Genomic DNA, 15,498 nt, shown 5'->3' with positions numbered 1-15,498 from the left:
CCGTTCACCCGTCACGTCGTCGGCGCAGCAGGTCCGCCAACGACGTGGCGGGGTGGCCGGTGAGGGCCGGCACGGCGTCGGTGACCTCGGCCAGCTCGCCGGCGGCGATGGCGGTGTAGGTGGAGACCCAGGCGTCGAGCTGCCAGTCCGGCGCGCCGTACCCCGCGCGCGAGCGGTAGGCCTCTTCGACGGTCTCGGGGTGGTAGGTGATCGTCCGGCCGGTGGCCGCGGACAGCACGTCGGCGACTTCGCCCAGCGTGAGCGCGGCCGGGCCGGTGAGCTCGTAGGTGCGACCGGCGTGAGGGCCGGGGTCGGTGAGCACGGCGGTGGCGGCGTCGGCGATGTCGTCCTGCGCCACGGCGGCCACGCGACCGTTCCCGGCGGGTCCGCGCAGCACGTCGTCGTCCCCGACCATGGCGGGCAGGAAGTCGGCGTAGAGGTTGTCGCGCAGGAAGGTGAACCCCAGGCCGCTGGCCTCGATGTGCCGCTCGGTGGCCCAGTGGTCGCGGGCGAGCGTGAAGGTGGCGTCCGGCGCGGCGCCCGCGAACGAGATGTAGACCAGGTGGGCGACCCCGGCCGCCGCGGCGGCGTCGACGAAGGCCCGGTGCCGGTCCACCCGGTCGGTCGATTCGGCGGCCGAGACCATCAGCACCGTCGGGATGCCGTCGAGCGCCCGGCGCACGGCGTCGTGATCGGCGAACTCGGCCGCGGCGACGGTCACGCCGGCCAACCGGGGCGCGCGGGCCGGGTCGCGGACGAGCAACGACTGGGACCGGCCCGCGTCCGCGAGGCGGCGGGCGACCCGCCCCCCGAGGTTGCCGGTGGCTCCGGTGACGGCGATCGGGGACATGCTCGGGTTCCTCTCGACGGGCTCCGCGGAGTCTCCCACCGGGCCGAGCCGGCGGCGCGCCGTGTGCATGCGATCGCCATTCGACGACCATTCGCGAATTCGTCGAAATACCGGTTCCCCTTCACGTCCATGAATGTTCTGCACAACTGCGACCGCTCGGGTCTACGCTTCCTGGGAGCGCTCCCAGAAATGTCCTGCCCGCAAGGAGGCGACGCGAGATGACGCTGACCGGCACGCGCAAGAGAAAGCTGACCGGCACGGTCGCGGCGATCACCGCCGCGACCTCGGTGACCGCGATGGCCGCGGCGATGGTGGTGGCGGGCGGGCAAAGCGCCTACGCGGCCGTCGGGTGCCGCGTCGACTACACCGTCACGAACCAGTGGGGCGGCGGGTTCGGCGCGAACGTCACGATCACCAACCTGGGTGACGCCCTGTCGAGCTGGAACCTGGAGTGGGCCTTCACCGCCGGCCAGCGCGTCGACCAGCTGTGGGGCGGCGAGTTCAGCCAGTCCGGCAGCACGGTGACCGTCCGCAACGCGAGCTACAACGGCTCCCTCGCCACGGGCGCGAGCACGACGCCCGGCTTCAACGGCACGTGGTCCGGCTCGAACCCCGCGCCGACCTCGTTCAAGCTCAACGGGGTGACGTGCACCGGCTCGCCGACCGGCACCTCCACCTCCACCACCACGTCGCGCACGACGACGACCACCAGCCGGACCACGACCACCACCACGACGTCCAACCCCGGTGGCGGCGACGGCAGCGGTTCCTGGCCGAGTGACACCGGCAGCGTGCACCAGACCACGACCCGCGACGCCGGCACGTTCTTCGACGGCGGCATGAAGCGGTACTACGGCATCGGCGACGGCGGCCAGGGCGAGGGCCAGGACCCGATGTTCGAGGTCGCCAACGGGGGCACGATCCAGAACGTGATCATCGACGCGCCGGCCGGTGACGGGATCCACTGCCTGGGCTCCTGCACCATCCGCAACGTCTGGTGGAACGACGTCGGCGAGGACGCCGCCACGTTCCTGGGCTCCAGTTCCTCGGCCACCTACCTGGTGGACGGCGGCGGCGCGAAGTCGGGCGCGGACAAGGTGTTCCAGCACAACGGTGCCGGCACCGTGACCATCCGGAACTTCCAGGTGCACAGCAGCGGCAAGCTCTACCGCGCCTGCGGCAACTGCTCCACGTCCTACCAGCGCCACGTGGTCATGGACGGCGTCACCGCCCGCAGCACGAAGGTCCTGGCGGGCATCAACACCAACTGGGGCGACACCGCCCGCTTCTCCCGCATCACGGTCTACGGCACGACGTCGATCTGCGACAAGTACAAGGGCGTCCCGAAGGGCAGCGAGCCGACCAAGATCGGCTCCGGCGCGGACGGCGTGAACTGCTTCTACTCGCCGTCCGACATCACCCAGCGGTAGCGACACCCGGATCGGTGACGCGGGCGCGACAACCCCTCGAACGCCGCGCCCGCGTCACCGATCACCAGTGCAGGTCCGGCAGCTCCGCGATCCGGACCAGGTCGGTCTCCGCCAGCGGCGGCGTCGGGCGGCTCGGCGCGGCGGACCCGCCGCCGGTGTCCGCGGCGTTGGAGGTCTGGACGCTCACCCACGTGCCGTCCGCCGCCCGCGCGTTCAGCGACAGCCTGGTCACGCCGCCGTCCACCGCGGTCTCCAGCGCCGCCTTGCGGCCGTCCGACAGGTCGACCAGGCGGCACGTGGCACGACCTCCGCAGGTCACCTCGCCGTCACCGGGCTTCTCCAGGTCGACCATCACCCAGCCGCGACCCGCCGGGTCGGTCAGGTTCGCGATCGCGCGGTAGCCGCCCTGCCGGACGCGGAACACCAGCGCCTCGTCGGCGGGTGTCCGCTCGACCTCCAGGCCGGGCGGCATGGCGCCGACCAGCACCGCGCCCAGCTCGGCCGCACGGCGGTCCGACGGGGCGGCGGGCACCGCGCGGCCCGTCGACCGCACCTCCAGCTGCGGCGCGACGGCGATGGCGGTCAGCTGGTCGTCGTCGAGGACCCTGCTCACCGAGCCCCTGCCGCCGGTCTCCATGACGTGCACGTACGTGCCGTCGGTGCGCCACACGTCGGCGCTGACCAAAGTCGCCTCCGCACCCGGTTCCACCGTGACCCGTGCCGTGGAGCCGTCGGGGAGCACCTTGACGGAGCACTGCGTCTCCGGCGTGAACAGGACGCACTCGCCGGGCGGCTGGCCGCCGAGCGGCCGGACGTAGACGAAGACCGACCGGTCTCCGGTGATCCTGAAGTCACCGCCCCAGCTGCCGTCGATGGCGCACAACCGCAGGGGTGTCGCCTCGACCCCCGCCGGCAGCGGCAGCGCGAACTGCCGGAACGCCTCGGTGAGCCGACCCGACTCGGCCAGCTCCGCCGGTGTCGCCGTGCCGCGCGGCCGGTCGGGGAACCCCCCGGTCATCGCCTCCACGACGCAGCCAAGCGCCGCCGCGACGGACGACGTCGCGCTCGTCGGGGAGGTGGACAGCACCCCGGCGGCGGGGGCCGAGGTCTGCGCGAACGTCCCGCTCACCGCGACCGCGGCCACCGCGACGACGCCCACCGCCGCGACGGTCAGCACGCCGAGCCGCCGCCTGGCCCGCCGCTTGCGCCCGTCCTCGACGACCTGCTCGAACGCCAGGCCCAACGCGGGCTCGTCCGCCAACGCCGACCTGATCATGTCCCGCACCTCGTCGCTCACGAGCCCTCCCACAGCACGGTCCGCTTGGTGGCCAGCGCCCGGCGCAGGGCGCCCAACCCCTTGGCCACCTGGCTCTTCACCGTTCCCTCGCTACAGCCCAGCGCCGCCGCCGTCTCCGCGACCGGCAGGTCCTCCCAGTACCGCAGCACGACCGCGGCGCGTTGCCTCGGCGGCAGCGCGGCCAGCGCCCGCCGCACGTCCATGGCCTCCTCGACCCCGGTGGACGCCTCGGCCACCTCCGGCACCGCCTCGACCACCGTCTCCGGCCGCCGTCCCCGCCACCGCGAGTCGTCGATCACGGCCCGCACCAAAACCTTGCGCACGTACGCGTCGACCCGCCCGTCCCGGTCCAACCGCCCCCAGTGCACGTAGACCTTGGCCAGCGCGGTCTGCGCCAGGTCCTCGGCCCGGTGCCAGTCGCCGCACAACAGGTAGGCGGTCCGCCGCACGACGGCCGCCCGTGCCTCGAAGTACGCCCGGAACTCGCGGTCCCGATCGTGCACGTGACACCTCCTCCACTCGGTCACCTCCTATACGGCGACCGCGCCCACCCCGTTGCCCGTAACTTTGCGTGACCACGCCGCCGGGCCCGTGCGCATCCCGCACGGGCCCGGCGAACCGCCTCGTTCCCCGATCAGCCGGCGGGCTTCACCCCGATGGCGTCCACGACCCCGGTGGTGACCGAGGTGAACTCCAGCACGGTCCCGGCCTCGAAGTCGTCCACGTCGTCGGTCGCGACCTGCCGCTCGCCGATGAACCCGCCGGTCTCCGGGTCGACGATGATCTCCTTCCGCCGCTCGCCGTCGTCGACGCCCAGCGCGATGCCGACCCGGCCGCCCAGGTCGGCCCGCTGCTCGGTCACCTCCAGGCCCCTGATCCTGGTCAGCGCCTGGTAGAGCGCGGCCCGCACGTCCTTGCCGACCAGCCCGCTGCGCAACGCGTCGGCGGCGTAGGTCAGCAGCGCGGCGTCGCCCCGGTCGTTGTCCGGTGCGTCGGCCCGCAACCGGTCGAACAACGCGGCCGGGTCGGTCGGCAGGCCCGCCTGCCACTCGGCGGTCGGGTTCTGCCAGGAGCCGCCGTGGCACTTCGACTCGCCGTGGAAGTCGCCGCAGGCCGCGCGCCACTCCCCCGCCGGCAGGCCGCGCTGGTCGGCCACGCCGGCCGCCCTGGCCTCCTCCTCCGTGCCGACGACCCACTGCCGGTTGCCGGTCACCTCCCGGCGCAGCATCCACTCGTCGCGCGGGTTCGCGGGCACCCACGTCTCCAGCAGGTTCTCCGTGAGCAGGGCGAAGCTCCTGTCCTCCGTCGAGGTGGTGCCCATCCACCAGGCGCGCGTGGCGACGTAGCGGTACCGGCCGGGTCCGACGGGCTCGTCCACCGCGCCGAGGGCCCGGGTCGCCGCGCGGTCGAGCGTCTGCACGGCTTCGGCGGTCGCCGGGGCGGGAGGGCCGAACGACACGGTCTGCGCGATGAGCCCGCCGGCCACCAGCACGACGACCGCCGCCGCGCCGGCCAGCCGGCGCCGGATCGTCCGGCGAGGTGGCGCTTCCAACGCCGCGGTCACCCCGGCTCCCTCGATGGTCGCGAGCAGCGCCGCCCTGGCCTTGACGAGCACCGGCCCGTCCGCGCGGACGTCGGCGTTCAAGGCGTCCAGCGCGGAGTCCAGCTCGTCCTCGGTCCAGAGGCGGCGGATGTCGTCGTCACTCATCGCCGCTCCTCGTGTGTTCGGTGGTCGACGCGTGCGCCCGCAGCCGGCGCCGCACGCGGTGCAGCCGGGAGCGGACCGTGCCGACGGGGATGCCGAGCGCTTCGGCGACCTCGTTCGAGTCGAGCCCGGCCCAGCTGGTCAGCAGCAGCACGTCCCGGTCGCCCGGGTCCAGCTCGACGAGCGCGCCGGCCAGCAGCCGGGCGCGGGTCGAGGCGTCGACCTCGGCGGCCACCCGGGCGCCGTGGTCCTCGACGCCCGCCGCCGACCCGGCCGCCCGCGCCGCCGCGCGCAACCCGCGCACCTCCTGCCGCACGTGCCTGCGCAGCAGGTTCGTGGCGATGCCGTAGAGCCAGGAACGCGCCGTGCCGCGGCCCGGGTCGTAGCCCGCGCGGGTCTGGAACGCGATCAGGAACGTCTCGCCGACCAGGTCGTCGGCCAGGTCGCCGACCCGTCGCGCCAGGTACCGGTGCAGCGGCCGGGAGTGCCGGTCGAACAGCTGCCCGAAGAGCCACGACGGGTGCGGTCCGGCCAGGTCCGGCCGGTCGTCGGCGGCCGTGGCCCCGCCGCCCGCGTGCTCGCTCGTCATCCTCACACCAGGTGTTGCCCGCAGCGCGCCGTCACGTTCACGGCCCGAGGGCGACGGCGCGGTCCGCCGGCAAGTGCGCGGCCGGCGCGGTCCCGACGCGCGGGTGCCCCGCTCGCGGCGGGCGAGCGGGACATCCGGTGCGACCGGGCGGCTACGCCTCCCTGGACCACGCCTTGGCCAGCGCGAGCTTGCCGCCGGTGTGCAGCAGCGACCCCGAGTACACGCGACTGGCCAGCATCACGGTCAGCACGACCGTCCCGGCCAGCAGCCCCATCGCCAGCAGCGGCTCCCACAGCGCCGCGTCGCCGGCGAACAGCCGCACCGGCATCGCGATCGCCGACGAGAACGGCAGGAACGACAGCACGGTGAGCACGGCCACGTTGTCGGAGAAGAACATCACGCCGAAGTACGGCCCCATCACCAGGAGCATCACCAGGCCCATGCTCGACCCCAGGTCCTCCTGCCTGCTGACCAGCGACCCGGCCACCGCCCACATCGCGGCCAGCAGCACGAACCCCAGCACCAGGAACGGCACGAACCAGCCCAGCGCGGGCGCGACGAGCGCCAGCAGCTCCGAGTGCCCGCCCAGCCGCATCGCCACCGGCGCGGCCACCGCGATCACCAGGACCTGGCCGATCGTCAGCAGCGAGTGCCCCACGATCTTGCCCGCCAGCAGCGCGCGCACCGGCACCGTCGACACCAGGATCTCCACGATCCGCGTCTGCTTCTCGGTGACCGTGCTCTGCGCGATCGCCGTCCCGCTCATCCCGAACATGAGGAACACCAAGGCGAACACCATGATCACGAGCTGCCGCTGCCCCTGGCCGACCTCGGCCGGGTCGAGCAGGTCGACCGGCGGCGCGGTGCGCAGCGCGGCCACGACGTCGGTCGGCGGGTCGGCGAGCGCGACCACGCGGATGCCCGTGGCCGACTCGCCCGTGGTGTCCGGCACGACCGCCGCCTCCACCTCCTCCGACCGCACCAACGCCTCGGCGGCGGCCAGGTCGTCGACCGCGCGGACCTCCACCCCGGTGCCGGTCAACGCCTCGGCGGCCGGCGCGCCGACCGTGGCCACCTTGGTCTCGCCGCCGCCGAGCACCGTCGGCAGGATCGACATCGCGAACAGCCCCACCACGATCACGCCGAGCCCGATCCAGAAGGCCTTGGCGCGCAGGAAGGTCTTCATCTCCCGCTCGGCGACCAGCCTGGTGGCCGCGGCGAACCCGCGCGACCCGCCGTCCCGCTCCCGCTCCGTCACGCCGGTCATCAGATCGCCTCCATGAAGATCTCGCCGAGCGTCGGCACGACGGGGGTGAAGCTGCGCACGGAACCCCGGCGCAGGGCGGCTTCCAGCACCACTTGGTCCACCTGGTCCACCCCGGCGCCACCGTCCGGTTCGAACACCACGCGCGGACCGTCCACGTCGACCACCCGCACGCCCGGCACGTCGCGCACCCACCCGGCGTCGGACGCCACCACCAGCTCGAACCGGGTGGCGCCGTAGCGGGCGCGCAGCTCGTCGCGCGCGCCGCTGACCGCGATCCGGCCACCGGAGATGATCACCACGTCGTCGCACAGCCGTTCCACCACCGACAACTGGTGGCTGGAGAACAGCACGGGCACGCCGTTCGCGGCCCGCTCGCGCAGCACGCCGAGCACCGTCTCGACCGCGATCGGGTCCAGCCCGGAGAACGGCTCGTCCAGGATCAGCATGACCGGGTCGTGCACCAGCGCGGCGGCGACCTGGGCGCGCTGCTGGTTGCCCAGCGACAGCTCCTCGAGCTTGTCCTTGGCCCGGTGCCCCAGTTCGAGCTGGTCGAGCAGGCGTTCGGTGTTGCGCCGCGCGGTGTCCTTGTCGAGGCCGTGCAGCTGCCCGAGCCACGCGATCTGCTCGCCGACGGCCATCTTCGGGTACAGGCCGCGTTCCTCGGGCATGTACCCGAACCGCTGCCGCACCCCGCCGGTCACCGGCGAGCCGTGCCAGGCGACCGTGCCGCCGTGCGCGGCGAGGACGCCCAGGACGATGCGCATGGTGGTGGTCTTGCCGGAACCGTTCGCGCCCAGGAACCCGGTCATGCGGCCGGGTCGGACCTCGAAGGACACCTCGTCGAGGACCTGGAGGTCGCCGAAGCTCCGGCTCACCGACGTCACTGTCAACATGGGCGCAACGCTAGGCCGCGCGCGCCCGCGGCACGTCCGGCGCGAGATCGACTCCGGGGGTCATCCTCGCGGAGGACCCCCTTGGCCCGGTTCCACGATCCCGTGCTCGTAGGCGAACACGACGGCGTGCGTGCGGTCGCGCAGGCCCAGCTTGGCCAGGATGCGCGACACGTGCGTCTTCACCGTCGTCTCGCCCAGGTACAGCGCACCGGCGATCTCCGCGTTGCTCGCGCCGCGCGCGAGGTGGACCAGCACCTCGAACTCGCGGTCGGTCAGCTCCGCGGGCCGGCGCGCGGGCGTGGCGGGCGACGGCCCGGCGAACCGGGCGATGACGCGCCGGGTGACCTCGGGCGAGAGCAGGGCGTCACCCCGGGCGACGACCCGGACCGAGTCGACCAGGTCCTCCGGCGAGGCGTTCTTGAGCAGGAAGCCGCTCGCGCCCGCGCGCAGCGCCTCGAACAGGTAGTCCTCGCGGTCGAACGTGGTGAGGATGACGACCTTGATCGGGTGGCCCGCGCCGGCCGGGCCGAGGATGCGCCGGGTGGCCTCCAGCCCGTCGACGCCGGGCATCTGCACGTCCATCAGCACGACGTCCGGCCGCAGCCGGCCGACCACCGCCACGGCCTCGACGCCGTCCCTGGCCTCGCCGACCACCTCGATGTCGTCCTCGGTGCCGAGGATCACCCGGAAGCCCGCCCGCACCAGGTCCTGGTCGTCGGCGAGCACCACGCGCAAGGGGGTCGTCATGCCGGGAACCTCGCACGGACCCGGTACCCGGCGTCACGGCGGGGTCCGGCTTCGAGCTCGCCGCCGTGCACCGCGACCCGTTCCCGCATGCCGACCAGCCCGAACCCGGCCCGGCCCGGCGCCGTGCCCGGTCGTCCCCGGCCGTCGTCGGCCACCTCGACCTCCAGCGAGCTGTCCAGGAACCGCACCCGCACGTCGGCCTTGCGCGCGTCCGCGTGCTTCACCACGTTCGTCAGCGACTCCTGCACGATCCGGTACACCGACAGCGCGACGCCCTCCGGCACCGGCCGGGGCTCGCCGTACACGCCGTGCTCCACGTCGAGCCCGGCCGACCGCGCCAGCTCGGCCAGCTCGGGCAGCTGGTCCAGCCCCGGCGACGACGTCTCGCCCGCCTGGGCCGGCGTCTCGTCCTGGTCGGCGCGCAGCACGCCCAGCAGGCCGCGCAGCTCGCCGATGGCGGTGCGCGCGGTGCCTTCGACGGTCCGCAACGCCTCGCGGGCCAGGTCGGGGTCGCGGTCGAGCACCCGCCGCGCCGCGCCCGCCTGCACGCCCATCACCGACACGTGGTGCGCCACGACGTCGTGCAGGTCGCGGGCGATGCGGATGCGTTCGGCGACGATCGCGCCACGGGTGTTCTGCTCCTGCGACCGGCGCAGCTGCTCGGCGTGGTGCGCCAGCTCGGCCTGCCGGCGGGCCGACTCCCACGCCATGTCGCCGAAGAAGTAGGCGGACAGGAAGAACAGCAGGTTGAACCCGATGCCGTAGAGCACCGACGCGATCACCGGGTCCAGCGGGCCCGTCGCGCCCTCGAACGGCGGCGCCGGGTGCACCAGGAACTGCACGAGCGAGAACCCGAGCCACGCGAACATCGCCACGATCACCGCGATGCGCGCCCACCGCGCCCGCGCCCGGTCCTGCCCCCAGGCGCCCGCGCTGAACATGGCCAGGAACAACGCGACCGAGGGCACGAGGTTGTCGCCCACCCGCCGGGCCTGCGCCGCGATCAGCACCGCGCCGACCACGAGCAGCACGACCAGCGGGAAGCGCCGCCGCGCCACCAGCGGCACCGTCATGGCCGCGCCCCAGAGGAGCTGCTCGACCAGCGACGGCCCGCCGTCCCACGGGCTCGCGCCCATGCTGCTGACCAGCAAGGTCACCGCCGCGGCGCCCACCAGCGCCGCGAGCGCGAGCCACACGTCGTGCCGCCGCTGGGCCGCGGTGGGCCCGGGACGCCGCCATCGCGCCCACACGGGCTCGTCACCGCCCTCACGCGACCATTCGTCCGACATGTCCGAGAACGTAACCCGACCCGCGTCCGCCCGACGCGCCGGACCACCGCGGCTCACCGGAGGTCACCGCGAGGCGTGGACGGGTCACGACCTCGTGGCGGTGATCACGACGGCCGTGTAGGCCATCGTGAAGCTGCCGCCCGCCGCGTCGATGACCGCGCCGACGCCGGCCTGCGCCTCGGCCAGCTCCTCGGGCCGCAGCAGGGCGGCCGCGCCCGAGGTCGGCAGCTGGTCCAGCCACTCGTCCCGGGTGTAGGTCCGGGTCCAGTCGAAGCTCCACTGCTCGTGGTCGCCGAACGCGCCCGCCCGCCGGATGCCGTCGACCGCGCGGTCGGTGAACGGCGAGTACCCGGTCGTGGTGGACGCGCGGGCGGGCGGGGAGTCCGGCAGCACGCGGCGGTAGACGTCGGCGAAGGACTCGGCCAGGGCGGGCGGGGGTTGGGCGACGTTCCAGAACACGGCCAGCCGGCCGCCGGGCCGCAGCACGCGCGCCGCCTTGGCCGCGCCCGCGACCGGGTCCACCCAGTGCCAGGTCTGCCCGGACACGACGGCGTCGAACAGCCGGCCGGCGGGCTCCCAGTCCTCGAACGAGGACACCTCGACGTCGAGGCCGCGCCGCCGGGCCCAGGCGGCCATCCGGGGGTCCACCTCGACGCCGAGCACGCGGCACCCGGCCGCCTGGAACTGCCGGGCCGCGATGCCGGTGCCCGTGCCGACGTCCACCACGTCGGGGCCGGGACTGGCGGCGACGACCGCCTCCACCAGGGCGTCCGGGTAGGTGGGTCGGGTGCGGTCGTAGCGCTCGGGGTCGGTGCCGAACGACTCGGCCATCCCGCGGGCGTGGTGAGGTTCCGAAGGTATCGTGGGCATGTGCCCACTATGAGTGGGCAAGCGCCCACTCGTCAACCGAGAGGAGCACCGTGCCCACCGGTGTGGCCATCCGCGACGTGCGCGAGCAGCTGTTCGACGCCGCCGACCGCATCCTGCTGCGGGACGGTCCCAGCGCGTTGACCAGCCGTGCCGTCACCACCGAGGCGGGCTGCGCCAAGGGCGTCCTGCACCGGCACTTCGAGGACTTCGACGCCTTCCTGGCCGAGTTCGTGCTCGACCGCGTGCACCGGATGGACGCCCAGGCCGCCGCCCTGCGCGAGGCCGCGGGCTCCGGCACGGTCACCGACAACCTCACCGACGCGCTGATCGCCCTGTTCGGGTCCGTCGCGGTGGCGATCGTCGCCCTGGTGACCTTCCGGGACGAGCTGCGCGCCCGGCTGCGGCGGGCGTGGCCGGCGGGGGTGCCGGTGCTGACGGAGGCGGTGACCACGATCGCGACCTACCTCGCCGCCGAACGCGACCTCGGCCGCATCGCGCCGGACGCCCCGGTCGACGCCCTCGCGCCCACCCTCATCGGCACCGCGCACCTGCTGTTCGCCGACCGGGGCGCGCGGCCGGGGCGCGACGCCGTGCGCACGGCGGTGACGACGGTCGTCGCCGCCGTGCTCTGACCAGGCCCCGGCGGTCGCAGCGCCTACAGGACGGCGGCCAGCTCCTCGATCGCCGCCAGCGGGTCCGGGCCGACCGGGAAGAGCACGGCGCTGTCCACACCGGCCGCGAACAGCTCTTCGAGCCGGGTCCGCGCGTCCTCCGGTGTGCCGGTCACCGCGAGTTGCCGCACCCACTCCTCCGGCAGCCGGCGCACGAACTCGTCCCGGCTCCCGGACTCCCGCCGCAACGCCGCGAACTCCGCCGCGAACGGCAGCGGGGCGATGTGCGGCGCCCAGTCCGGCTCGCCGATCCACTCCAGCCCCGCCCGGACCGCCTCGACCGCCACCGACGCGTCGGCGTGCACCGCGGCCACGTTGTAGCCGACGAGCCGGTGCGGCCGGCGCGCGTCGACCCGGGCCAGCGCCGCCCGCGCGTACTCCGGCGTCGTCGGCTCGGCCAGGACCGTCCCGTCCGCCGCCCGCCCGGACACCGCCAGCGACCGCGGGCCACGCACGCCGGCCAGCACGCGCGGCGGGGTCCCGGGCACGCACCCGGGCTCCAGCCGGACCCCGTCCAGCCGGACGTGGTCACCCGGCTCGACCGACTCACCCCGCACCAGGGCCGTCACCGCGCCCAGGTACTCCTCGAGCAACGTCAACGGGCTGGCGGGCCACTCGCCCACCGACCGCATCCACCCCGGCATGCCGTGCCCGATGCCGATGTCGACCCGGCCGGGGAACAGCTGGGCCAGCGTCGCCACCTCCATCGCGGCGAACGCGGCGTTGCGGGCGCCCGCAGGCAGCAGGCCGATGCCGACCCGGATGCGCTCGGTCACCGCCAGCACCGCCGCCGCCTGGCTGATCCCGCCGCGGAAACCCAGGTCCTCCACCACCCACAGCTCGTCGAACCCGAGCTCGTCGGCGCGCTTCGCGAACGGCAGCACCCGCGACGGCGCGAGGTCGCGGGGCAGGATCAGCCCGACAGCTCCGGAACGACTCACCACGTGCTCCTAGGTCCGCAGGTACGAAGCGCCGTTGAGGTCGAGCACGGCGCCGGACGCCCACTCGGCCGCCGGCGAGGCGAGGTAGACCACGGCGGCGGCCACCTCCTCCGGTGTCGCCACCCGCCCGAACGGGCTCTGCGCCAGCACCTCGTCGGTCACCAGCTCCGCCACCCGGTCGGTGCCGACGAACCCGGGCGCCACCGACGCCACCGCGATGCCGTGCGGCGCGAGGGACACCGCCAGCGACTGGCCCATCGAGTGCAACGCCGCCTTGCTCGCGCCGTACGCGGGCATGTCCGGCTCGCCGCGGAACGCGCCGCGCGAACCCACGTTGACGATCCGCCCGCGCGTGCCGCGCGAGATCATGTGCCGGGCCACGCAGTACGACATGTCCGCCGCGCCGAACACGTTCACCGCGAACGTGCGCCGCCACAACGCCTGCCACTGCGCGTACGGGAGGTCCAGCGAGCCGAGCTCCACCAGGCCCGCGTTGTTCACCAGGACGTCGACGCCGCCGAGCGCATCCGCCGCCGAGTCGACCACCCGCTCGACCGCCGCCGGGTCGGCCAGGTCGACGTCCGAAGAGGACAGTGCGACCACCTCGTCACCGAGGTCCCGAAAGGCTCGGACGATCGCCGCGCCGATGCCGCGACTGCCCCCGGTGACCAGCACGCCGCGGCTCACCTGGCGAACACCTGCGACTCGTCCTTGAAGGCCTTGAACTCCAGCGCGTTGCCCGCCGGGTCGCGGAAGAACATCGTCCACTGCTCGCCCGGCTCGCCCTCGAACCGCAGGTACGGCTCGATCACGAAGGCCGTGCCCGCCGCGCGCAGCCGCTCGGCCAGCGCGTGGAACTCGGGGATCGGCAGGAGCAGGCCGAAGTGCGGCACGGGCACGTCGTGGCCGTCGACCGGGTTGCGACCGGCGTCGTCGCGCGGTCCGGGCACGACGTGCGTCACGAACTGGTGGCCGTAGAAGTCCCAGTCGACCCACTTCTCGGCCGATCGGCCCTCTTCGAGCCCGAGCACGCCGCCGTAGAACTCGCGGGCCCTGGCCAGGTCGTCGACGGGGACGGCGAGGTGGAAACCGGGTCTCATGCCCTCACCTTGACCAACGACCCGGCCGATGTCAACATTCGACATCATGCAGCTGCGCAAGGCCGACCGGCGGGGCCTCGCGGACGAGGCCGCCGACCTGATCCGGGAAGCGATCTTCGCGGGCGTGTTCCCGCCCGGCTCGCCGGTGCGCGAGGTGGAGCTGGCCGCGTCGCTGGACGTCAGTCGCGGCTCGGTGCGCGAAGGCCTCGCCGTGCTGGCGCGCGAAGGGCTCGTGCGCAGCGCCTGGCACCGGGGAGCCAGGGTCGTCGACCTCACCGCGCAGGACGCCGAGGAGGTCTACTCGGTCCGCGCCGCGCTGGAGGGGCTGGCGGGCCGCCGCGCGATCGGGCGGGTCGACCTGGACGCGCTCGGCGCGCTGGTCGACGACATGGCCCGCCGGCTGGCCGCGGGCGCGCCGAGCGACGAGCTGCTCGCGCTGGACATGGAGTTCCACGACACGATCTACCGCTCCGCCGACAACCGGCGCCTGCTCGAGGCGTGGCGCGCCGTGCGGTCGCAGGTGCACCTGTTCCAGCTCACCCGCATCCGCCTCGGCCACCACGACTACCGCGCGGTGGTCGTGGACGAGCACCGGCAGATCGTGCGCCTGCTCGACGCGGGCGACGCCGCCGAGGTCACCCGCTTCGCCGAGGAGCACGTCCACTCGGCGATGCGGGTGCTCGTCGGTCAGCTCGACGGTTCGACGACCGAGACCTCCGGGTAGCTCGCCGACGCCCGGTCCAGCAGCGGCTGCGGCTCACCGCGCAGGTGCAGGTCGAAGAACGCCCGCACGTACGCGCGGGTGATCGCCGCGCCGCGCTCGCCGCCCACCTCCGCGCCGAAGTCCAGGCCCAGCTGCGGCCCCACCACCCCGAGGTCGGTGAACGACGGGTGCTCCGCGCCTGCCACCACCAGCCACCGCTTCCAGCCGGTCAGCGACGGCCAGTGCGCCGCCCAGGTGTCGGCCGCGCCGCCGGGCGCGCCCGGCGCGTAGGCGTTCCGCCGGCCCAGCAGCATGACCGGGCGGGACAGGGCCGGTTCGGTCCCGAGGGTGTCGATGGAGCCGTCCACGTCGATCGCGGCGCGGAGGCGCCCGTCGGCGCGGGCCGCGGCGAGGCTGCTCGCACCGCCGACCGAGTGGCCGCCCACGGCGATCCGCGAGGCGTCGACCAGGTTCGCGCCGGGCCGGTGGCGCAGCGGCCCGGTGAGCTGGTCCAGCACGAACGACACGTCCGCCGCCCGCCCGTCCCGGAGCTTCACCCAGAACTCGATGTCGTGCCGGCCGCAGGCGGCGCACGGCGTGACCCGCCCGTCCGGGAACGTGGTGGCGACGTTCTCGTAGGTGTGGTCGACCACCACGACGACGTAACCGTGGCTCGCCAGGTCTTCCGCCAGCGCGGTCAGGGTGGCGCGCGGCCTCTTGAACCCGGGCGACAGCACGACCAGCGGCAGGCCGTGCCGACGGCCCGCCGGTCGCGCGTCCACGACGGCGTGGGTCCGGACGGTGCTCAACACGTCGGCCGGCAGGGTGGTGACGCCCGCCTCGTCGAGCACCGCCGCCGACTCGGCCGCCGTCAGGTACTGCTTCTTCGGCCCGCGCGCCGACGCCGCCGGGTAGAAGAGGGAGACCATCAGCTCCCGGTTCGTCGTCGGCACCCACGGGTCGGGCCGCGAGGGGTCGGTCAGGTGCAGCGAGGTCGTGCCCACCGCGTGCCGGCCGGTCGGCGCGGGCAGGCGGGGCGTCGGGTCGTCGGCGGCGGGGCCGGAGCCGGCCGACGAGGCGGACGCGGGCGTGGCGGACAGGACGAGCGCCAGTGCGATCAGGACTGTGGGACCGCGCATGGTTTCC

17 protein-coding genes are annotated in these 15,498 nt (G+C 74.4%); 3 read left to right on the top strand and 14 right to left on the bottom strand.

All coding sequences use genetic code 11. The features are described 5' to 3' along the window. Positions 1-4: 4 nt before the first annotated feature. The gene (locus IOD16_RS07555) at positions 5-850 is read right to left on the bottom strand and encodes an SDR family oxidoreductase (RefSeq protein ID WP_201439460.1); all 846 of its coding nucleotides are present in this window, start codon (positions 848-850) and stop codon (positions 5-7) included. Between the two features lie 218 nt (positions 851-1,068). On the opposite strand from IOD16_RS07555, the gene IOD16_RS39980 reads away from it, so the two are divergent. Beyond that, positions 1,069-2,280, top strand: coding sequence for a pectate lyase (locus IOD16_RS39980; RefSeq protein ID WP_236594799.1), 1,212 nt, complete (start codon positions 1,069-1,071; stop codon positions 2,278-2,280). 61 nt (positions 2,281-2,341) lie between these two features. On the opposite strand, the gene IOD16_RS07540 is transcribed toward IOD16_RS39980, so the two are convergent. From IOD16_RS07540 to IOD16_RS07500, 9 genes are all read right to left on the bottom strand, one after another. Next, complete coding sequence (locus IOD16_RS07540; protein WP_201439459.1) at positions 2,342-3,577, bottom strand: hypothetical protein; 1,236 nt, start codon at positions 3,575-3,577, stop codon at positions 2,342-2,344. After that, positions 3,574-4,080, bottom strand: a complete 507-nt coding sequence (locus IOD16_RS07535) for a SigE family RNA polymerase sigma factor (RefSeq protein ID WP_201439458.1) — start codon at positions 4,078-4,080, stop codon at positions 3,574-3,576. The genes IOD16_RS07540 and IOD16_RS07535 overlap by 4 nt, the downstream gene beginning before the upstream one ends. A 131-nt stretch (positions 4,081-4,211) precedes the next feature. Beyond that, a complete protein-coding gene (locus tag IOD16_RS07530; RefSeq protein WP_201439457.1) occupies positions 4,212-5,285 on the bottom strand; it encodes a CU044_5270 family protein in 1,074 nt (357 codons plus the stop codon). Continuing rightward, on the bottom strand, positions 5,278-5,871 hold the full coding sequence (locus IOD16_RS07525; protein ID WP_201439456.1) for an RNA polymerase sigma factor: 594 nt from the start codon (positions 5,869-5,871) through the stop codon (positions 5,278-5,280). The genes IOD16_RS07530 and IOD16_RS07525 overlap by 8 nt, the downstream gene beginning before the upstream one ends. Before the next feature lie 151 nt (positions 5,872-6,022). Beyond that, a complete protein-coding gene (locus tag IOD16_RS07520) occupies positions 6,023-7,138 on the bottom strand; it encodes an ABC transporter permease (protein WP_201439455.1) in 1,116 nt (371 codons plus the stop codon). Then, a complete protein-coding gene (locus IOD16_RS07515) occupies positions 7,138-8,031 on the bottom strand; it encodes an ABC transporter ATP-binding protein (protein WP_201439454.1) in 894 nt (297 codons plus the stop codon). Before IOD16_RS07515 ends, IOD16_RS07520 begins: the two co-directional genes overlap by 1 nt. 60 nt (positions 8,032-8,091) lie before the next feature. Beyond that, positions 8,092-8,778 (bottom strand): response regulator, encoded by a 687-nt coding sequence (locus IOD16_RS07510; RefSeq protein ID WP_123742903.1) that lies wholly within the window; start codon positions 8,776-8,778, stop codon positions 8,092-8,094. Then, entirely contained in the window at positions 8,775-10,067 is a 1,293-nt protein-coding gene (locus IOD16_RS07505; protein ID WP_201439453.1) for a sensor histidine kinase, read from the bottom strand. Before IOD16_RS07505 ends, IOD16_RS07510 begins: the two co-directional genes overlap by 4 nt. Positions 10,068-10,151: 84 nt before the next feature. Further along, a complete protein-coding gene (locus IOD16_RS07500; RefSeq protein WP_201439452.1) occupies positions 10,152-10,898 on the bottom strand; it encodes a class I SAM-dependent methyltransferase in 747 nt (248 codons plus the stop codon). 89 nt (positions 10,899-10,987) lie between these two features. Between IOD16_RS07500 and IOD16_RS07495 the strand changes: the two genes are divergently transcribed. After that, entirely contained in the window at positions 10,988-11,569 is a 582-nt protein-coding gene (locus IOD16_RS07495) for a TetR/AcrR family transcriptional regulator (RefSeq protein WP_201439451.1), read from the top strand. A 23-nt stretch (positions 11,570-11,592) separates the two neighbouring features. On the opposite strand, the gene IOD16_RS07490 is transcribed toward IOD16_RS07495, so the two are convergent. From IOD16_RS07490 to IOD16_RS07480, 3 genes are read right to left on the bottom strand one after another with little or no spacing between them, the layout of a single operon-like run. Then, complete coding sequence (locus IOD16_RS07490) at positions 11,593-12,549, bottom strand: LLM class flavin-dependent oxidoreductase (RefSeq protein ID WP_236594798.1); 957 nt, start codon at positions 12,547-12,549, stop codon at positions 11,593-11,595. 9 nt (positions 12,550-12,558) lie between these two features. Beyond that, complete coding sequence (locus tag IOD16_RS07485; RefSeq protein WP_201439449.1) at positions 12,559-13,236, bottom strand: SDR family NAD(P)-dependent oxidoreductase; 678 nt, start codon at positions 13,234-13,236, stop codon at positions 12,559-12,561. Continuing rightward, complete coding sequence (locus tag IOD16_RS07480) at positions 13,233-13,649, bottom strand: VOC family protein (RefSeq protein ID WP_201439448.1); 417 nt, start codon at positions 13,647-13,649, stop codon at positions 13,233-13,235. Before IOD16_RS07480 ends, IOD16_RS07485 begins: the two co-directional genes overlap by 4 nt. 28 nt (positions 13,650-13,677) lie before the next feature. Between IOD16_RS07480 and IOD16_RS07475 the strand changes: the two genes are divergently transcribed. Beyond that, complete coding sequence (locus IOD16_RS07475; protein ID WP_123742910.1) at positions 13,678-14,373, top strand: GntR family transcriptional regulator; 696 nt, start codon at positions 13,678-13,680, stop codon at positions 14,371-14,373. On the opposite strand, the gene IOD16_RS07470 is transcribed toward IOD16_RS07475, so the two are convergent. Further along, entirely contained in the window at positions 14,337-15,491 is a 1,155-nt protein-coding gene (locus IOD16_RS07470) for an alpha/beta hydrolase family protein (RefSeq protein ID WP_201439447.1), read from the bottom strand. The genes IOD16_RS07475 and IOD16_RS07470 overlap by 37 nt on opposite strands. Positions 15,492-15,498 lie beyond the last annotated feature (7 nt).

Origin of the sequence: Saccharothrix sp. 6-C (genome assembly GCF_016695385.1) — a bacterium.
Classification (GTDB): Bacteria; Actinomycetota; Actinomycetes; order Mycobacteriales; family Pseudonocardiaceae; genus Actinosynnema; species Actinosynnema texasense.
The sequence above is the reverse complement of the archived record's forward strand: the minus strand, read 5'-3'. Positions and strand labels throughout refer to the sequence as shown.